This is a genomic window from Salmonella sp. A29-2 (genome assembly GCF_020150755.1).
GTDB lineage: Bacteria > Pseudomonadota > Gammaproteobacteria > Enterobacterales > Enterobacteriaceae > Salmonella > Salmonella enterica.
Genome location: NZ_CP083731.1, coordinates 2,859,955 through 2,878,065 on the forward strand (window position 1 = coordinate 2,859,955; position 18,111 = coordinate 2,878,065).

20 protein-coding genes, 1 tRNA gene and 1 pseudogene are annotated in these 18,111 nt (G+C 50.7%); 12 read left to right on the plus strand and 10 right to left on the minus strand.

Annotated elements, in window-relative coordinates; genetic code table 11:
- The first annotated feature begins 156 nt into the window (after positions 1–156).
- On the plus strand, positions 157–837 hold the full coding sequence (gene pipA, locus K8W53_RS14075; protein ID WP_023224823.1) for a type III secretion system effector protease PipA: 681 nt from the start codon (positions 157–159) through the stop codon (positions 835–837).
- A 208-nt stretch (positions 838–1,045) separates the two neighbouring features.
- A pseudogene (locus tag K8W53_RS14080) lies at positions 1,046–1,621 on the plus strand (tyrosine-type recombinase/integrase); the annotation flags it as partial.
- Positions 1,622–1,660: 39 nt separating this feature from the next.
- Here K8W53_RS14080 and K8W53_RS14085 read toward each other — a convergent pair.
- From K8W53_RS14085 to K8W53_RS14095, 3 genes are all read right to left on the minus strand, one after another.
- Positions 1,661–2,140 (minus strand): hypothetical protein, encoded by a 480-nt coding sequence (locus K8W53_RS14085; RefSeq protein ID WP_023224825.1) that lies wholly within the window; start codon positions 2,138–2,140, stop codon positions 1,661–1,663.
- Between the two features lie 9 nt (positions 2,141–2,149).
- Positions 2,150–2,638 carry an ImmA/IrrE family metallo-endopeptidase gene (locus tag K8W53_RS14090; RefSeq protein WP_031605207.1) on the minus strand — a complete coding sequence of 163 codons (489 nt, stop codon included), beginning with the start codon at positions 2,636–2,638 and terminating at the stop codon, positions 2,150–2,152.
- Positions 2,639–3,099: 461 nt separating this feature from the next.
- Positions 3,100–3,187 (minus strand) — tRNA-Ser (locus K8W53_RS14095).
- 398 nt (positions 3,188–3,585) lie between these two features.
- On the opposite strand from K8W53_RS14095, the gene yccA reads away from it, so the two are divergent.
- Both yccA and tusE read left to right on the plus strand, forming a co-directional pair.
- On the plus strand, positions 3,586–4,245 hold the full coding sequence (yccA, locus tag K8W53_RS14100) for an FtsH protease modulator YccA (protein WP_000374046.1): 660 nt from the start codon (positions 3,586–3,588) through the stop codon (positions 4,243–4,245).
- Between the two features lie 86 nt (positions 4,246–4,331).
- Positions 4,332–4,661, plus strand: coding sequence for a sulfurtransferase TusE (gene tusE, locus K8W53_RS14105; protein ID WP_000904446.1), 330 nt, complete (start codon positions 4,332–4,334; stop codon positions 4,659–4,661).
- Here tusE and yccX read toward each other — a convergent pair.
- From yccX to K8W53_RS14120, 3 genes are read right to left on the minus strand one after another with little or no spacing between them, the layout of a single operon-like run.
- Positions 4,658–4,939, minus strand: a complete 282-nt coding sequence (yccX, locus tag K8W53_RS14110; protein WP_000072884.1) for an acylphosphatase — start codon at positions 4,937–4,939, stop codon at positions 4,658–4,660. The genes tusE and yccX overlap by 4 nt on opposite strands.
- Positions 4,940–4,987: 48 nt before the next feature.
- On the minus strand, positions 4,988–5,767 hold the full coding sequence (locus K8W53_RS14115) for a helix-turn-helix transcriptional regulator (protein WP_000548082.1): 780 nt from the start codon (positions 5,765–5,767) through the stop codon (positions 4,988–4,990).
- A gap of 25 nt (positions 5,768–5,792) precedes the next feature.
- Positions 5,793–6,341, minus strand: coding sequence for a YbhB/YbcL family Raf kinase inhibitor-like protein (locus K8W53_RS14120; RefSeq protein WP_000859416.1), 549 nt, complete (start codon positions 6,339–6,341; stop codon positions 5,793–5,795).
- Positions 6,342–6,555: 214 nt separating this feature from the next.
- On the opposite strand from K8W53_RS14120, the gene rlmI reads away from it, so the two are divergent.
- Together rlmI and hspQ are read left to right on the plus strand one after the other, a co-directional pair.
- Entirely contained in the window at positions 6,556–7,767 is a 1,212-nt protein-coding gene (gene rlmI / locus K8W53_RS14125; RefSeq protein ID WP_052939326.1) for a 23S rRNA (cytosine(1962)-C(5))-methyltransferase RlmI, read from the plus strand.
- Between the two features lie 57 nt (positions 7,768–7,824).
- The gene (hspQ, locus tag K8W53_RS14130; RefSeq protein WP_000561983.1) at positions 7,825–8,142 is read left to right on the plus strand and encodes a heat shock protein HspQ; all 318 of its coding nucleotides are present in this window, start codon (positions 7,825–7,827) and stop codon (positions 8,140–8,142) included.
- A 44-nt stretch (positions 8,143–8,186) separates the two neighbouring features.
- Here the strand turns inward: hspQ and K8W53_RS14135 are convergent, their stop codons facing one another.
- Positions 8,187–8,600 carry a CoA-binding protein gene (locus K8W53_RS14135; RefSeq protein WP_001537782.1) on the minus strand — a complete coding sequence of 138 codons (414 nt, stop codon included), beginning with the start codon at positions 8,598–8,600 and terminating at the stop codon, positions 8,187–8,189.
- A 173-nt stretch (positions 8,601–8,773) separates the two neighbouring features.
- Here K8W53_RS14135 and K8W53_RS14140 point away from each other — a divergent pair, with 173 nt between their 5' ends.
- The gene (locus tag K8W53_RS14140) at positions 8,774–9,436 is read left to right on the plus strand and encodes a DUF2057 family protein (protein ID WP_000847732.1); all 663 of its coding nucleotides are present in this window, start codon (positions 8,774–8,776) and stop codon (positions 9,434–9,436) included.
- Between the two features lie 94 nt (positions 9,437–9,530).
- Positions 9,531–9,989, plus strand: a complete 459-nt coding sequence (gene mgsA / locus K8W53_RS14145) for a methylglyoxal synthase (RefSeq protein WP_000424187.1) — start codon at positions 9,531–9,533, stop codon at positions 9,987–9,989.
- A gap of 35 nt (positions 9,990–10,024) precedes the next feature.
- On the opposite strand, the gene helD is transcribed toward mgsA, so the two are convergent.
- On the minus strand, positions 10,025–12,079 hold the full coding sequence (helD, locus tag K8W53_RS14150; RefSeq protein ID WP_023228225.1) for a DNA helicase IV: 2,055 nt from the start codon (positions 12,077–12,079) through the stop codon (positions 10,025–10,027).
- A 123-nt stretch (positions 12,080–12,202) separates the two neighbouring features.
- On the opposite strand from helD, the gene K8W53_RS14155 reads away from it, so the two are divergent.
- A complete protein-coding gene (locus K8W53_RS14155) occupies positions 12,203–12,649 on the plus strand; it encodes a YccF domain-containing protein (RefSeq protein ID WP_001261222.1) in 447 nt (148 codons plus the stop codon).
- Positions 12,650–12,667: 18 nt separating this feature from the next.
- Entirely contained in the window at positions 12,668–14,821 is a 2,154-nt protein-coding gene (gene yccS, locus K8W53_RS14160; protein ID WP_000950881.1) for a YccS family putative transporter, read from the plus strand.
- Here yccS and K8W53_RS14165 read toward each other — a convergent pair.
- Complete coding sequence (locus tag K8W53_RS14165; protein WP_001202375.1) at positions 14,808–15,413, minus strand: TfoX/Sxy family DNA transformation protein; 606 nt, start codon at positions 15,411–15,413, stop codon at positions 14,808–14,810. The genes yccS and K8W53_RS14165 overlap by 14 nt on opposite strands.
- A 216-nt stretch (positions 15,414–15,629) precedes the next feature.
- On the opposite strand from K8W53_RS14165, the gene sulA reads away from it, so the two are divergent.
- Complete coding sequence (gene sulA / locus K8W53_RS14170) at positions 15,630–16,139, plus strand: SOS-induced cell division inhibitor SulA (protein ID WP_000288732.1); 510 nt, start codon at positions 15,630–15,632, stop codon at positions 16,137–16,139.
- A 356-nt stretch (positions 16,140–16,495) separates the two neighbouring features.
- Positions 16,496–17,548, plus strand: a complete 1,053-nt coding sequence (gene ompA / locus K8W53_RS14175; RefSeq protein WP_001670727.1) for a porin OmpA — start codon at positions 16,496–16,498, stop codon at positions 17,546–17,548.
- Between the two features lie 71 nt (positions 17,549–17,619).
- Here ompA and matP read toward each other — a convergent pair whose 3' ends face one another.
- Entirely contained in the window at positions 17,620–18,072 is a 453-nt protein-coding gene (gene matP, locus K8W53_RS14180; RefSeq protein ID WP_000877172.1) for a macrodomain Ter protein MatP, read from the minus strand.
- Between the last annotated feature and the right edge of the window lie 39 nt (positions 18,073–18,111).

Sequence of the window (18,111 nt, forward strand, 5' to 3'; positions counted from 1 at the left end):
ACACCCCCCCTAAGTTTCATTATAAATAACATTTTCAGCGTATTACTTGTTGGTTTTGTCTGAATCATAGCGTTATCTGTATGTGGCACATTAACTAAAAACACTATTATTGTTTAATTTAAATAATTCATAATTGTAGTCAGGGAATAAGAAATTATGCTTCCGGTCACCTACAGATTAATACCTCAAAGCGGAGTATCCACATATGGATTAAATACCGCAGATACACCTGTTTTCCCCGATATTCCCGAACATGCACCAAACCCCTCACGGCTACGCCTTGCTCATGACAGCCTTGCCATAAACAGTGAATTCCGTCTGGAGCCAGAGTGTGTGGTGGAGTACCTTATCTCAGGCGCGGGTGGAATAGACCCTGATACAGAAATTGATGACGACACTTATGACGAATGCTACGATGAACTATCCTCCGTACTTCAAAATGCGTATACCCAAAGCGAAACATTCCGCAGACTGATGAATTACGCATATGAAAAAGAACTACATGATGTGGAGCAGCGCTGGCTACTGGGGGCAGGCGAAGCCTTTGAAACTACCGTGGCTCAGGAACACTTCAAACTTTCAGAAGGCAGGAAAGTTATTTGTCTCAATCTGGACGATTCTGATGATTCATATACCGAACATTATGAAAGTAACGAAGGACCACAACTTTTTGACACAAAACGTTCATTTATTCATGAAGTTGTACATGCACTGACCCATCTTCAGGATAAAGAAGAAAATCATCCAAGAGGCCCTGTTGTCGAATATACCAACATTATTCTGAAAGAGATGGGGCATCTTTCACCTCCCAGAATGGCCTACATCTTCAATAAATAGACACATCGGGAAACGAAAAGAAACTAAAAACCCGCGTAGTAGCGGGCTTGTCTGAGCATATTTCAATATCTAAGCTGGTGGTGATAACGGCTCCGACAGCACTTCTGCTTCGCCGTTATGGCAGATATAATCGCCCCTTGTCAGATGCCAGACACCGACAATAAGCTATCCTGATTCCAGATCGTCAACGGTGTCGTTCGTATAGTATCCCTGTAAAGGGGTACGTAAATTTACCTCGAAGCCACGTACCGTCTACATCAGCGATGAGCAATATGCGGCAATTTATGACGAAGCCACACCTGCATTACGCGTTGCGATGGAAGTTTCATATCTGTGCGCCGTCCGTCAGGGGGATGTTCTGGAGATGGTCTGGGGAGATGTGATGGACGCTGGTTTATTTATTGAGCAGAACAAAACTGGCAAAAAACAGATCAAGGAATGGTCTCCTCGCTTGAGATATGCGCTGGAAATGGCGAGACGTGAGCTTAATTCTAACAATGCTTCTGGTGTTGTAATACCCGGGCCGAGCGGTGGCAGGATGAACAAAAAGACATTCAACAACTGGTGGAACGACGCCAAGCAGCAGGCTTCTCTGAAATTAGGCCGACCAATACCCGGCACATTCCACGATATTAAGGCGAAAGCTATATCCAATTATGAGGGTAGCAGTCGCGACAAACAGTTGTTCTCCGGCCACAAAACCGAAAATCAGGTGAATACGTATGACAGGAAGGTGAAGGTGACACCTACTTTGAATGCGCCACAGATAATAATGAAGAAATAATAATTTTGCTGAAAACTGCCCTGCTTAAGCAGGGCATGATTATCGTCGTTTGAAAAGATATTTAGTAACAACGAGAACCAGTCCGAAGACTTCTGTCAGCGTTCCTGCCATATAAATTCGCAAAGTTGTGTCATCTATGAACACCCACTGGAAACCATCAGCAACGAATACCATGTTCATAATCAAAAGCTGAACAGCAAGTATGCACAGAAAACTTTTCCCGTATGTTTTTTTAAGGTCGATTTCAGCTTGAAAATCTTCATTATTTAGGCGCTGCCTTTCAGGATCCAATGATGATACCTGCAAGGCTGGCTGAGAAAATGATAAAATCGAACCGCCGATATTACTGGAATCAACCTCATCAGGTTCCTCATCAGCACGCAGAGCCTCCGGTGATGGAGGCTCTTTTACTTCAATCTGAGGAATTTGTCTTTGCTGGTTGAGGGTACTCTTTAATTGGTTAAGGACCGACTTCCTCAACTCATTCATTTGCTGATTGAAATCGTGCTCATCAGACATTAAGTGCTTTTACCTCAACCCCAAGTTCTTTAGGCGGAAACTCATGGCGTCATCAGAAACACCAAAGTAGTGCGCCATTATATAACTCGGTTGCTTTTTTTTGTGAAGTTTTTCAACTTCATCTTTTGGCATAAGCAATTCGGCGGCAAATTGGTTGGCAAAAATTTCATCCGGGTGCGTACCGTTACTGGCGGTCTCTCCTCGAAGATCAACATACTCATAAACATCCTCTTGGTCGGCTTGTCGTGCAATGTAATGACCAAGTTCATGACCACATGAGAAACGTTGACGGACCTTATTATCATCGCTGTTCAGGAAGATCGCTGGATCCTGATCTTTCTGCTTTATCAAGGCACCAGAAACCTTGCCAGGCATTTCAGTTATAAAGACATCAAGTCCCATGTCGTTCGCAATCTTAGCTGGATCAACAGGGAAACCGCGCCCGCACCAGAACGTGTCCAGCACTCGCCGGGCGTGCTCTCTTGGGTTGGTAGCCATAGCTCCTCCAGTTACTACATTACGATGATTGGTTGAAAGTTAGTGAGTCAGTTTCGTACCAGGATCTCGGACAGAAGCGATACAATTTGTGCTTCTGGTACGATATTAACCGTTAGCGGTTATCGCTTCCAGTAAAATCACACGTTTGACACTTCCTTCGCTTGATTTTCAGACAGTATTATGAAACAACACCACCATTTATATTAAAAAACTTTAAAAAACATAATGTTAAAAAAGATCATGAACGCAATGTTTTAAATTATTGATATGTCAAATCACAAAAAGATGTAGGTAGTTAGGAAATTTTATTCGGTTTAGAGGTTCGGAGACTAAAAATAAGGATATGAATGGGAATGGATTGGGAGAGAATTTTCGCCGGAATATACCAACTGAGTATACCAAGTCTGTACCAACACCAAAAAAACAAAGGGGTTAGCATTAAGCTAACCCCTTGTTTAATCTGGCGGAAGCGCAGAGATTCGAACTCTGGAACCCTTTCGGGTCGCCGGTTTTCAAGACCGGTGCCTTCAACCGCTCGGCCACACTTCCGGAATGAGGCGCACTATAAACATCCCGGTGCGTCATGTAAAGACCGAATGTGTTCGTTTGCGTGAAAAACAGGCAAAATTTCGTTAATTGCCTGAAATAGCGGCACATTGACCATTTCTTCAACACAAAAACTGGCTGAATACGTGTTGATCGTCCCCACTGTTTTACCGCTGTGATTATCAATTTTTTATCGGTAACGCGTGGTTGGCGCTGCCGCCTGTTTTATGGCGTAGCGCCAGGCATGAGAAGACCGTTTTAACGACGGTAATCACCTGAAATCTCTTAAGGAAACTAAACGTAAACGAATGCGTAAAGATGGGTAAAACCACTGGGTGACAGTGACTGTTTTTATTATTCTCCTTTATTAATTACATCTGTCATAAGAGAGTGACTGACTAATGGATCGTATCATTACATCATCGCGTGATCGTAGCTCGCTACTGAGTACGCACAAAGTACTGCGCAACACCTATTTTCTGTTGAGCCTGACGCTGGCTTTCTCCGCAATTACCGCGACAGCCAGTACGGTACTGATGCTGCCCTCCCCCGGCCTGATTCTGACGCTGGTCGGTATGTATGGGCTGATGTTCCTGACCTATAAAACCGCCAATAAGCCGGTCGGTATCCTGTCTGCTTTTGCGTTTACCGGCTTCCTCGGCTATATCCTGGGCCCGATTCTTAACGCCTATCTGTCAGCAGGCATGGGCGATGTCATTGGCCTGGCGCTGGGTGGTACCGCGTTAGTATTTTTCTGCTGCTCCGCTTACGTTCTAACCACCCGTAAGGATATGTCTTTCCTGGGCGGTATGTTAATGGCCGGGATCGTCGTCGTGCTGATTGGTATGGTGGCGAATATTTTCCTGCAACTGCCTGCATTGCACCTGGCGATTAGCGCGGTGTTTATCCTGATTTCCTCGGGCGCTATCCTGTATGAAACCAGTAACATCATTCACGGCGGTGAAACCAACTATATTCGTGCGACCGTCAGTCTGTACGTTTCGCTGTACAACATCTTTGTCAGCCTGCTCAGCATTCTGGGCTTCGCCAGCCGCGACTAATCGACATTCCCCTCTTCCAGCCCTGCTTATGCAGGGCTTTATTTTTTGCTACACTGCCGTCCGTGTTGATTACGCAGTGAAACGTTATGTTGATCTTTGAAGGTAAAGAAATCAGTACTGATAGCGAAGGCTATCTGAAAGAGACGACGCAGTGGAGTGAAGCGCTGGCAGTCGCTATCGCCGCCAATGAAGGCATTGAGCTCTCTGCGGAACACTGGGAAGTCGTGCGCTTCGTGCGCGAATTTTACCTGGAGTTTAACACCTCTCCCGCCATCCGAATGCTGGTAAAAGCGATGGCGAATAAGTTCGGAGAAGAAAAAGGCAACAGCCGCTATCTGTATCGTCTGTTCCCGAAAGGCCCGGCAAAGCAAGCGACCAAAATCGCCGGTCTGCCCAAGCCGGTAAAATGTATTTAATACCGAATACTAAAGCCTGTTAGCGTCTCGCGAGGGCTGTGCGGTTCAGTAAGGATTTTGTCCACACGAGCAGAGCGCGGCCCGCCCTCTTTCAGCCACTTGATGAGTTTTTCCACCTGCGCCGCGTCGCCACAGGCCACCACTTCTACGCTTCCGTCATCCATATTCTTCGCATAGCCGGTTAACCCCAGCCGCTGCGCCTCATGCTGCGTGGTATAGCGAAACCCGACTCCCTGAACGCGACCATAAACCCAGGCGATAATGCAGACGTTCGACATGATGGTTCTCCTTTCATAATCAGTGGTGGAGGCTCATACAGGACATACTTAACGTACCTGACTGGGCAGACACCCATAATGTTGGCGGAATCTGGCCGTAAACCGCGACCCCGACAGGTAGCCGCACCGTAGCGCTATTTCGCCGATCGGCAGCGTCGTCGATTGCAGTTGAGAAAGCGCGCAGGACATGCGCACCTCTTCAACAATTTGTCGATAACTCTGCGATTCACGCTGCAAACGCCGACGCAGCGTCGATGTTCCCATAGCAAGACGGCGGGCTATCTCCTGGGCTGTCCATAGCTTAGCAGGCGAGAGCATAATCAGTTGCCGCACCTGCTCCGTGAGGGTGTAACGCCGTTCAATAAGCAGCGGTCCCGCCGCGCCATCATGTAAAAGCGCTAACAGTAACCCCATCGCCTGATGTTCCTGTAACCCAACGGGCAACCCCTGGCGCACAGCATCCAACACGTTCTCCCACATAAATGTCAGGCTACGGCTCATCGGCGTACACAGCGATGTCAGGTTTGCCGGTGGATAATCCTGAACGTACATCGTTTTAAAGCGAGCAATAATCTCCGGTGAAAGTAACAACAAGTCGGAGCGAAAACCGTTCTGCGCAGGCTGATTAATAATCTCCAGCGGCGTGTTCGCCGGAATAATAATCAACTCGCCCGGCCCGGCGACAAGGCGGCTATCATCCTGAATGATGACTTTACTGCCCTGCGTAATATGACAGATAGCGGCGGAAAAAAGCGTAACACGATGCAAACGGTGCAGATGACTGGAACGCACCTCTGCCGTCGTAAGATCCTGATGTCGAATATGCATCTCCTGCACCGTGCCGTCCTCTGTTTTATCTTCCGTATGTGGCCGTGAATTTCGCTTTCGCAATCACATGCGCGTTAAGCATAAACCCTACCAACGCGCCACTCGATTCACTGTCGAGCGGCAGTGTTGCCGTATTCAGCGCCCACACAGTAAACTGATAGCGATGAGGCTTATCGCCCGGCGGCGGACAGGCGCCGCCAAAGCCAGCATAACCGAAATCATTACGTCCCTGCACCACTCCGGCGGGTAACGTTTTTTTATCAGCCCCCGTCGGCAGGTCGTGAATCTGCGCAGGAATATTCACCATCGTCCAGTGCCACCAGCCGCTTCCGGTGGGCGCATCAGGATCGAAGACGGTAATAGCGTAGCTTTTGGTTCCGGCAGGCGGATTGCGCCAGCTCAGCTGCGGCGAAATATTTTCTCCGCTACAACCAAATCCTTTAAAGACATGCTGTTGCGTTAAACGAAAATCCGCCGGAATATCCGCGCTACTGAGGCTAAACGCCGACGCGGCAGATACGCCGCCACTCAATGCCATCATTGCGGCTGCGGTCAAAGAGAAGACTGTTTTCATTGTATTTCCTTCTTCATATAAAGAAATAACACTATAAAAAGCGTCCGCTGAAGAAACTGTGCCTTTACGATTCTATTTTGTGCAGAAACGCTCACCGCCATACGCTGGTGATTGCCTCTCTCATCTGTGCTACCCTACGCGCCATTTCGTTTTCACGGTCCCTGGCTGGAGCTATCATCCGGCTCGCGTCACTGTTTGTGAGAGGTTACTCCGCATGACTGAATCTACATTTCCGCAATATCCCCGTTTAGTCCTCAGCAAAGGGCGAGAAAAATCTTTACTCCGCCGCCACCCATGGGTCTTTTCCGGCGCCGTCTCCCGCCTGGAAGGCAAAGCCAACCTCGGTGAAACTATCGATATCGTCGACCATCAGGGAAAGTGGTTAGCACGCGGCGCCTGGTCGCCAGCATCCCAGATCCGCGCGCGCGTCTGGACATTTGATAAAGCAGAATCCATTGATATTGCGTTTTTCACCCGCCGCCTGCGCCAGGCGCAGCAGTGGCGCGACTGGCTGGCGAAAAAAGACGGCCTGGATAGCTATCGTCTGATCGCCGGTGAGTCCGATGGCCTGCCTGGCGTCACTATCGATCGTTTTGGCCATTTTTTGGTGCTGCAACTGCTCAGCGCCGGGGCCGAATATCAACGCGCCGCATTAATTAGCGCGCTGCAAACATGCTATCCGGATTGCGCTATTTACGATCGCAGCGACGTCGCCGTGCGGAAAAAAGAAGGGATGGCGCTGACGCAAGGCCCGGTCACTAGCGAACTGCCGCCTGCGCTTCTGCCAATTGAAGAACACGGTATGAAATTGCTGGTCGATATCCAGGGCGGCCACAAAACCGGTTATTATCTTGATCAGCGCGACAGTCGTCTGGCGACGCGCCGCTACGTGGAAAATCAGCGGGTACTGAACTGCTTCTCTTATACCGGCGGTTTTGCCGTGTCGGCATTAATGGGCGGTTGTCGCCAGGTTGTCAGCGTGGATACCTCACAGGATGCGCTGGATATCGCCAGGCAAAACGTTGAACTGAACCAACTGGACTTGAGCAAAGCCGAATTCGTGCGCGATGACGTGTTTAAGTTGCTGCGCGCTTACCGTGAACACGGCGAAAAATTCGACGTCATCATCATGGACCCGCCCAAATTCGTCGAAAATAAAAGCCAGTTAATGAGTGCCTGCCGGGGCTATAAAGACATTAACATGTTAGCGATTCAACTGCTCAATCCGGGCGGCATACTGCTGACATTCTCTTGCTCCGGACTGATGACCAGCGATTTATTTCAGAAAATCATTGCCGATGCCGCAATAGATGCCGGTCGTGATGTACAATTTATAGAGCAGTTCCGTCAGGCCGCCGATCACCCGGTGATCGCCACCTACCCGGAAGGGCTGTATCTGAAAGGGTTTGCCTGTCGCGTCATGTAACTTGAAAAGTGGAATAGTATCCTCATATAAAGGGTATCTATTTCCCGGGAGGTGACTATGATAGCCAGCAAATTCGGTATCGGCCAACAGGTCCGCCATTCCCTGTTAGGTTACCTCGGAGTGGTCGTCGATATCGACCCGGAATATTCGCTTGATGAACCGTCGCCTGATGAACTGGCGGTTAACGACGAACTTCGCGCCGCTCCGTGGTACCACGTGGTAATGGAAGATGATGATGGTCAGCCAGTGCATACTTATCTGGCCGAGGCCCAGTTGCGAAGCGAAATGCGGGACGAGCATCCAGAACAGCCATCGATGGATGAACTGGCGCGTACCATTCGCAAGCAGCTTCAGGCGCCGCGACTACGTAACTAATTGTATGTAAAAGGCCGGAGAGCGATATCCGGCCATTTAAACTTTTATTTCGCCAGCCCCAGGCGAGGGATCTCAATCGCCGGGCAGCGATCCATCACCACGGTCATGCCTGCATCCCGCGCCAGTACCGCCGCCTGTTCGTTGATCACGCCAAGCTGTAGCCACAGCGTTTTTGCGCCGATGGCGATAGCTTCCTGCGCGACGCCCCATGCAGCTTCAGAGTTGCGAAAAACATCCACCATATCGACTTTTTCGGGAATGTCCGCCAGCGTGGCATACCCCTGTTGCCCCAGCAATGTCTTACCCGCGACTTTTGGCGCAACCGGAATCACATGGTAGCCCTGTTCAAGCAGGTATTTCATTACCCGATAACTTGGACGATCGGGTTTATCGCTCGCACCTACCAGCGCGATAGTGCGAGTGGACGTCAAAACATCAGCAATATCGGTCTCTTTCATCATCTTTCTCCTGGCTGTTTTGCAAAGTGTACGACAAACCTGACATAGCAACCATTCATCCCATACCGATGTATGAGAGCAAAACGCCAAAATATGTCTATATGTTAGTAAACATGATCTAAGAAAAATTTCGATACATTATTAGCCAGACGGCCTTTGGACAGGAGAACCTTATGAAAACCGGCGCGCTAACCACCTTCCTTGCTCTCTGTTTGCCGGTGACTGTTTTTGCTACAACGCTCCGTCTGTCGAATGAGGTTGATCTGCTGGTGCTGGACGGCAAAAAGGTGTCCAGCTCTTTATTACGCGGCGCAGAGAGCATCGAACTGGAAAACGGGCCGCATCAGCTTGTTTTCCGGGTGGAAAAAACCATCCGCCTGCCCGGTAATGAAGAGCGGCTTTATATTTCTCCGCCGCTGGTGATAAGTTTCGATACCCAACTGATAAGTCAGGTCAATTTCCAGCTCCCGCGGCTGGAAAACGAGCGCGAAGCCTCGCATTTTAACGCGGCGCCGCGTCTGGCGCTTTTGGACGGCGACGCCATGCCCATTCCGGTAAAACTCGATATTCTGGCCATTACTTCTACGGCTAAAGTGGTCGATTATGAAATAGAGACCGAGCGTTATAATAAATCGGCGAAACGCGCCTCGCTTCCTCAGTTCGCCACGATGATGGCAGACGACAGCACATTACTTTCCGACGTCTCAGAGCTTGATACCGTACCGCCGCAATCACAAACCCTGACAGAACAGCGGCTGAAATATTGGTTCCGACTGGCCGACCCGCAGACACGCCATCATTTTCTGCAATGGGCGGAAAAACAGCCGCCCTCTTGATATGAGTTGTCCCAGCGCGCAATTTTTTTGTCTTTCTCTTGCAGCATCAAGCGCTTCCAGTAATCTGTAGACAGGTTAACTACGGAATCGAATTATGGAACTGACGACTCGCACCTTGCCGACGCGCAAACATATCGCGTTGGTTGCTCACGACCACTGCAAACAGATGTTAATGAACTGGGTGGAACGCCATCAGCCGTTGCTGGAAAAACACGTTCTTTATGCAACCGGCACCACGGGGAATCTGATCCAGCGCGCAACCGGTATGGACGTTAATGCGATGCTGAGCGGCCCGATGGGCGGCGACCAGCAGGTTGGCGCACTCATTTCAGAAGGGAAAATCGACGTGTTGATTTTCTTCTGGGACCCGCTTAACGCGGTACCGCACGACCCCGATGTCAAAGCGCTACTGCGTCTGGCCACCGTATGGAATATCCCTGTCGCCACTAACGTCTCAACGGCGGACTTTATCATCCAGTCCCCGCATTTTAATGACGCTGTAGATATTCTTATTCCGGATTATGCGCGTTATCTGGCCGAGCGCCTGAAATAAACGCTACGCGGGCGGGATGCTGTACCGCCCGCGCTTTAGGGCTTCCTCGCCACCGGCACATCCAGCTGTTTAAGCGCCTCCACAAAGCGCGAGGGATTATCTTTATTAAAAAGCAGCCAGACCCGCGCACGCGCGCGCGTCAACGCCACATATAACAACCGCCGCTCTTCAGCGTCCGGAAAATCCTCAACCTGAGGAAGAAGCGCACTTTCCATAATGGACTCTCGCGCCGGGGCGGGGAAACCGTCGTTACCCTCCTGCAATCCGACAAGAATCACGTAATCGGCCTGTTGGCCTTTGCTGGCATGGATAGTCATGAAATCTATCTGTAACTTTGGCCAGCGAGTCGCCGCTTTTTGTAGACTCGCGGGTTTCAGATGGTGATAGCGCGCCAGCACCAGGATACGTTCATCCTCCTTCGCATAGCCGGATAATTTATCCAGTAACGCGTCCAACTGGCTTTCATCCAATAACGTCACCGCTTTTTTATCGCCTGGGGTCAGACTATTTAACGGTTTTTTAAGCTGGTGCGGATTCTGCTGTACAAAGCGATTGGCAATATCGCCAATCCGACTGTTAAAACGGTACGTGGTGTCCAGGTGGCAATGCTCGCCCTCGCCGAACGTCTGATGAAACGCCGTCGTTAAGGAGAGCTGCGCCCCGCTAAAACGGTAAATCGCCTGCCAGTCATCGCCCACGGCAAACAGCGTAGTCTGGCTATTCTGCTTGCGTAGCGCCTCTAACAGCGCCGCCCGTTGCGGGGAAATATCCTGAAATTCATCGACCAGAATATGCTTCCACGGGCTGATAAAACGCCCTTTTTCGAGGATCACCATTGCCTGATGGATCAGCCCGGAGAAATCAACGGCATTTTCCGCTTTCAACGCGCTTTTCCAGGCCTTTAGCAGCGGCGCCATCAGCTTAATGCGTTTGCCAAACAGCTCGCGGCACTCCTCTGGCGCGCCAGCGATCATTTCTGCCTGCGCGCCGCCGTGCATACGCATCAAACTGACCCAACGATCCAGGCGAGGGGCCAGACGCCGCTGCAATGTCTCATCGTCCCAGAAATTACCTTCCGGCACCGCCCACTGCATCTCCTCTTCCAGCCACTGACGCCAGCCTTTGGCCTGCGCTTTTTTCTCGCTACACTGCTGACGCCAGGTGCGCAGAAATAGCTGATGCCGCGCGGTGGCGTCACTTTCCAGCTTACTGACAACCGGCGCTTTTTTACTGCCTTGCTGAATAATATACAGCGCCAGCGAATGGAACGTACGGGCAGTAATCTCTTCCGTATGTAAGCGCTCGCGGATACGCTCATCCATCTCCTCTGCCGCCTTGCGGCCAAACGCCAGTAAAAGAATTTGCCCCGCATCGGCTTGTCCGCGCGCCAACAGCCAACCCGCGCGCGCCACCAGTACCGAGGTTTTGCCGCTTCCCGCGCCCGCCAGTACCAGTAACGATGATTCGCCGTTAACCACCGCCCTGGCCTGGGAAGGATTAAGCGGAGAAGATTCTATCTGCGTAAAAAAGTCGGCATGCGCTTCCAGCATGGCATCGGCATACGCCTGATTATGCTGCTGCCGACTTCCCTCGCTATCCTGTAACCATGCCAGACACTTACGCCATATCTCGCGACAGTGAGCAAACTCCTCCAGACGTGAGACCGGCAGCGGCAAGGCGGCAAACGTCTGGCGAATTTCGTGTTCCAGCCCCCGAACGCGTTCACGGGTAAGCCATTGGTTTTCGCCCGTTCGCTCACTAATACGCGCCCATTGCTCCTGTAATGCCTGCGCGGCGACATCACTCATCTCCTGGCTCCAGCGACGCCAGTGCGCGTCCAGATAGCGATGGAATTGCTGGGTTTCCGACCACTCGGTACCGTGCAAACGCACGACTTTATCCTCTGGCAGGACAAATTCCAGCTCGCCCCATACCAGCCCACGCTTACAGTGAATCGCCAATAACTGATTGAATGGAATAAGATATTCATGCCTGTCGCCAGACACTTTCACCCCAGCGTTGAGGATCACGGCACGATCATACGGGTGTTGCGCCAGACGTTTTCCAAGAGAAGTTGCTTTCAGTTCCATGACTCAGCGAATCCAGACGTAAAGATGTGCTTATCAGTGTAACCGCCAGAGAAAACGTGCTCCAGTCTAAAAAAACGTTACAATTGCCCGCAGTGATAGAAAACCGGAATGAACTGAGGGTTTATGCGTACCGTTCTGAATATTTTAAACTTTGTACTGGGCGGCTTTGCCACTACGCTGGCCTGGCTGCTGGCGACGCTGGTCAGTATTGTGCTTATTTTTACCCTGCCGTTGACCCGCTCCTGCTGGGAGATAACCAAACTGTCCCTGTTCCCTTACGGTAATGAAGCCATTCACGTTGACGAACTTAATCCGGCGGCGAAAAGCGTATTAATGAATACTGGCGGTACCTTGCTGAATATTTTCTGGTTACTTTTTTTCGGCTGGTGGCTATGCCTGATGCACATTGCCTCCGGTATCGCGCAGTGTGTCACTATCATCGGGATACCTGTCGGTATTGCGAACTTTAAAATTGCCGCGATTGCGCTTTGGCCTGTCGGTCGCCGCGTCGTCTCTGTAGAAACCGCTCGCGCCGCGCGAGAAGCTAACGCGCGCCGCCGTTTTGAATGATCGGGACAAATAGCCTTTATGTTAAGTCCGTTGATTCGCCGTTATACCTGGAACAGTACCTGGCTGTATTACATCCGCATTTTTATCGCTCTGTGCGGCACCACCGCCCTGCCCTGGTGGCTGGGCGACGTCAAACTGACCATCCCGCTCACGCTCGGTATGGTTGCCGCGGCGCTAACCGATCTCGACGACCGCCTTGCCGGACGCTTGCGTAATTTAATCATTACCTTAATTTGCTTTTTTATCGCGTCGGCTTCTGTGGAGCTGCTCTTTCCCTGGCCGTGGCTATTTGCGTTGGGCTTAACGTTATCCACCAGCGGGTTTATTCTGTTGGGAGGATTAGGGCAACGCTATGCCACCATCGCGTTCGGCGCGTTACTCATTGCCATCTATACGATGCTGGGTACCTCTCTATACGATCACTGGTATCAACAACCACTGCTCCTGCTGGCAGGCGCAGTATGGTATAACCTACTGACGCTAACCGGGCATCTGCTATTTCCGATCCGTCCGTTGCAGGATAATCTGGCACGCAGTTACGAACAGTTAGCGCACTATCTGGAACTGAAATCACGCCTGTTTGATCCTGATATTGAAGATGAAAGCCAGGCGCCGCTCTATGATTTAGCGTTAGCGAACGGGCAGTTAATGGCGACGCTGAACCAAACGAAAGTGTCGTTATTGACTCGCCTGCGCGGCGATCGCGGTCAACGCGGTACGCGCCGCACCCTCCATTACTATTTTGTGGCGCAGGATATTCATGAACGCGCCAGTTCTTCGCATATTCAATACCAGACGCTGCGCGATTATTTTCGCCATAGCGACGTTATGTTCCGCTTTCAGCGTCTGATGTCGATGCAGGCGCAGGCCTGTACGCAGCTGGCGCGCTGTATCTTACTGCGTACGCCGTACCAGCATGATCCGCGTTTTGAACGCGTCTTTACCCACATTGACGCCGCGCTTGAACGTATGCGCGCCAGCGGCGCTTCTTTAGAGCTGTTAAATACGCTTGGGTTCTTATTAACCAACCTACGCGCTATTGATGCGCAACTGGCGACGATCGAGTCGGAGCAGGCCCAGGCAATGCCGCGCAATGAGTCAGAAAACCAGTTGGCTGATGATAGCCTGCACGGGTTTAGCGACATCTGGCTGCGTCTGAGCCGTAATTTTACCCCGGAGTCCGCTCTCTTTCGCCATGCGGTACGCATGTCACTGGTATTGTGCATCGGTTATGCTCTCATCCAAATTACCGGGATGCGCCACGGGTACTGGATATTGCTCACCAGCCTGTTCGTTTGTCAGCCTAACTATAACGCGACCCGCCATCGCCTTGCGCTCAGGATTATCGGTACGTTGGTAGGCGTTGCGATCGGCCTGCCGATTTTATGGTTTGTCCCTTCGCTTGAAGGACAGTTAGTTCTGCTGGTGATTACCGGCGTGCTTTTCTTCGCATTCCGTAATGTGCAGTATGCCCATGCGACGATGTTCATCACCCTGCTGGTATTACTCTGCTTTAACCTCCTGGGCGAAGGCTTTGAGGTAGCGTTACCGCGCGTCGTCGACACGTTAATTGGCTGCGCTATCGCCTGGGCTGCGGTCAGCTTTATTTGGCCGGACTGGCGCTTTCGCAACCTTCCCCGGGTACTCCAGCGCGCCACCGATGCTAATTGCCGCTACCTTGATGCGATCCTTGAGCAATATCACCAGGGACGGGATAACCGCCTGGCCTATCGCATTGCCAGACGCGACGCGCACAACCGCGATGCAGAACTGGCATCCGTGGTTTCTAATATGTCGAGCGAACCCGACGTCACGGCTGAAACCCGGGAGGCGGCGTTCAGGCTGCTTTGCCTCAATCACACTTTTACCAGCTATATCTCCGCCCTCGGCGCGCACCGCGAAAAGCTCAGTAATCCGGACGTGTTGGGGCTTCTGGATGACGCGGTCTGCTACGTTGATGATGCGCTTCATCATCAACCTGAAGACGAACAGCGCGTACACCAGGCGCTGGAGGGTTTAAAGCAGCGAGTTCAGTCACTGGAAACACGTCCGGACAGCAAAGAACCTCTGGTTGTTCAACAAATTGGTTTGCTCATTGCCTTACTGCCCGAGATTGGACGCTTGCAACGGCAAATTTCACCGCCGACTTCTACATTAATTACCCAGCCGTAAGCGAATGAGCCCAGTCGGCAAGCTCCTGGCGACGACTCGCCGGGAGCGCCGCTTCATGTACGCCGACAATTGCGCCTTCCAGGGCATACAAAACTTTCACCGTCAGCAAGGGATTGCTTTGTCGCAACCTTAGCCAGCACATTTTCGCGCCCAGTATGCGTAACATATTTTCGTCCTTTATCCCTGACTCATTGAGCAATGTTTCCAGATGGAAGGTCATATTGGGGAGATCTTTGAGTCTGTGCTGTAAAATACGGCTGTGTTTTTCCTTCATTGCCGCGTCAAGAGAATACTTCGATAAACGCACCAGCTGCTGCTGATCGCGCCACAGGCTTTCATCCACCCGGTAATAGTTGAGCATAACGGGACGTCCACATTTCATAAACATGAGCCAGGCGGGAGGATGCTTCACACAGTAGGGTACGCTTTCTTCACAGGCGCGGAGATAAAGCTCGCCATTAGCCACCATCGCAAAGACGGTATCCTCCACGGTCAGACTATAGCTACCGAATAAAGATCGATACTGGATCGTCCCCAAAGAGGCCAAATATTCTTGCGATTTATAGATCCTGTCATAAGAGAGTGCTCTCATAAAATTCCTTTTAAATCATAAAGTAAAAGAATGATTTGCAGTAACGGATCCGTTAATGACGAAAATAGGCAACTTATACTCCGCGAGCAAGATGATTTTTATTTTTGACGCTACTAAGAATAAAAATTGCGAGACAGTTTCCGAAAATAGAGTTGATCTTTCATCGCCACAGGGGTACTGTATGAATATACAGTAACTCACAGGGCTGGATTGATTATGTACACTTCAGGTTATGCAAATCGTTCTTCGTCATTTCCTACCACTACCCACAACGCTGCGCGCACCGCTACGGAAAATGCCGCGGCAGGACTGGTCAGTGAAGTTGTCTACCACGAAGACCAGCCCATGATGGCGCAACTCCTGCTTTTGCCTTTACTCCGTCAGTTAGGCCAACAATCACGCTGGCAGCTCTGGCTCACGCCGCAGCAAAAGCTCAGCCGTGAATGGGTACAGTCTTCAGGTTTGCCATTAACGAAAGTGATGCAAATTAGCCAGCTTGCGCCTCGTCATACGCTGGAGTCGATGATCCGCGCTTTGCGTACAGGAAATTACAGCGTGGTAATTGGTTGGATGACTGAAGAACTGACAGAAGAAGAACATGCCAGCCTGGTTGAAGCAGCGAAGGTAGGTAATGCGGTAGGGTTTATCATGCGCCCTGTACGTGCGCACGCTTTACCCAGGAGACAGCATTCCGGGCTAAAAATTCACTCTAATTTGTATCATTAAGTAAAATTAGGATTTATCCTGGACTTTTTTTTACGCGAACGTATCTCCTTTGAGTGCTAACGTTTTTTTTGCGAGAACGCTTGTCAGAAGCGGTTTCCGCAATTTTTGCTGTACGATTTATCATCTGAAACTGTTAAATGATGTGTATATCCGTCATGTTTTTTTCACATGTCTGACGGAGTTCACACTTGTAAGTTTCCAACTACGTTGTAGACTTTACATCGCCAGGGGTGCTCAGCATAAGCCGTAGATATCGGTAGAGTAACTATTGAGCAGATCCCCCGGTGAAGGATTTAACCGTGTTATCTCGTTGGAGATATTCATGGCGTATTTTGGATGATAACGAGGCGCAAAAAATGAAAAAGACAGCTATCGCGATTGCAGTGGCACTGGCTGGTTTCGCTACCGTAGCGCAGGCCGCTCCGAAAGATAACACCTGGTACGCTGGTGCTAAACTGGGCTGGTCTCAGTACCATGACACCGGCTTCATTAACAATGATGGCCCGACTCATGAAAACCAACTGGGCGCAGGTGCTTTTGGTGGTTACCAGGTTAACCCGTACGTTGGCTTTGAAATGGGCTACGACTGGTTAGGCCGTATGCCGTACAAAGGCGACAACATCAATGGCGCTTATAAAGCTCAGGGCGTTCAGTTGACCGCTAAACTGGGTTATCCAATCACTGACGATCTGGACGTTTATACCCGTCTGGGTGGTATGGTATGGCGTGCAGACACCAAGTCTAACGTCCCTGGCGGCCCGTCTACTAAAGACCACGACACCGGCGTTTCCCCGGTATTCGCGGGCGGTATCGAGTATGCTATCACCCCTGAAATCGCAACCCGTCTGGAATACCAGTGGACTAACAACATCGGTGATGCCAACACCATCGGCACCCGTCCGGACAACGGCCTGCTGAGCGTAGGTGTTTCCTACCGTTTCGGCCAGCAAGAAGCTGCTCCGGTAGTCGCTCCGGCACCGGCACCGGCTCCGGAAGTACAGACCAAGCACTTCACTCTGAAGTCTGACGTACTGTTCAACTTCAACAAATCTACCCTGAAGCCGGAAGGCCAGCAGGCTCTGGATCAGCTGTACAGCCAGCTGAGCAACCTGGATCCGAAAGACGGTTCCGTTGTCGTTCTGGGCTTCACTGACCGTATCGGTTCTGACGCTTACAACCAGGGTCTGTCCGAGAAACGTGCTCAGTCTGTTGTTGATTACCTGATCTCCAAAGGTATTCCGTCTGACAAAATCTCCGCACGTGGTATGGGCGAATCTAACCCGGTTACCGGCAACACCTGTGACAACGTGAAACCTCGCGCTGCCCTGATCGATTGCCTGGCTCCGGATCGTCGCGTAGAGATCGAAGTTAAAGGCGTTAAAGACGTGGTAACTCAGCCGCAGGCTTAAGTTTCCGTCTGATAAAAAACCCCGCGTCGCGGGGTTTTTTGCTCTGGTCTGGGTGACAACGCCTTTCAGCGTTACTTCTTGCCTAATAACGCCTGTAAATCCTGCTTTAACGTGGTCATTTGCGTGGCATATTTCTCTTTATGCTCCGCGTCTTCTATCAGTTGCACTATCGTTTCGGATAATGTTTTACCGCGTCGCTGCGCAAGGCCCGCCAGACGCTGCCAGACCATAAACTCTAAATCGATAGATTTTTTGCGCGTATGCTGATGTTCCGCATTGAAGTGTCGTTTGCGTCTTGCCCGAATGGTTTGTTTCATCCGATTAAGCAAGGCAGGATTCATATGCCTGTCTATCCAGACATTTACCCGCACCGGTTCATTTTCGAGGGCCAACAACAAATTGACGGCTTCCTGGGCAGCACTGGCTTCCACGTAGCGGGTGATCAACTCCCCTTCGCGGTGCTTTTTCACCAGATATTTCCATTTCCAACCGCTTTCAAGATTTTCAAGTTGTTGATATTTCATTGCGATCCCAATGTTACCGTGTAACTGTTATCAGAATAT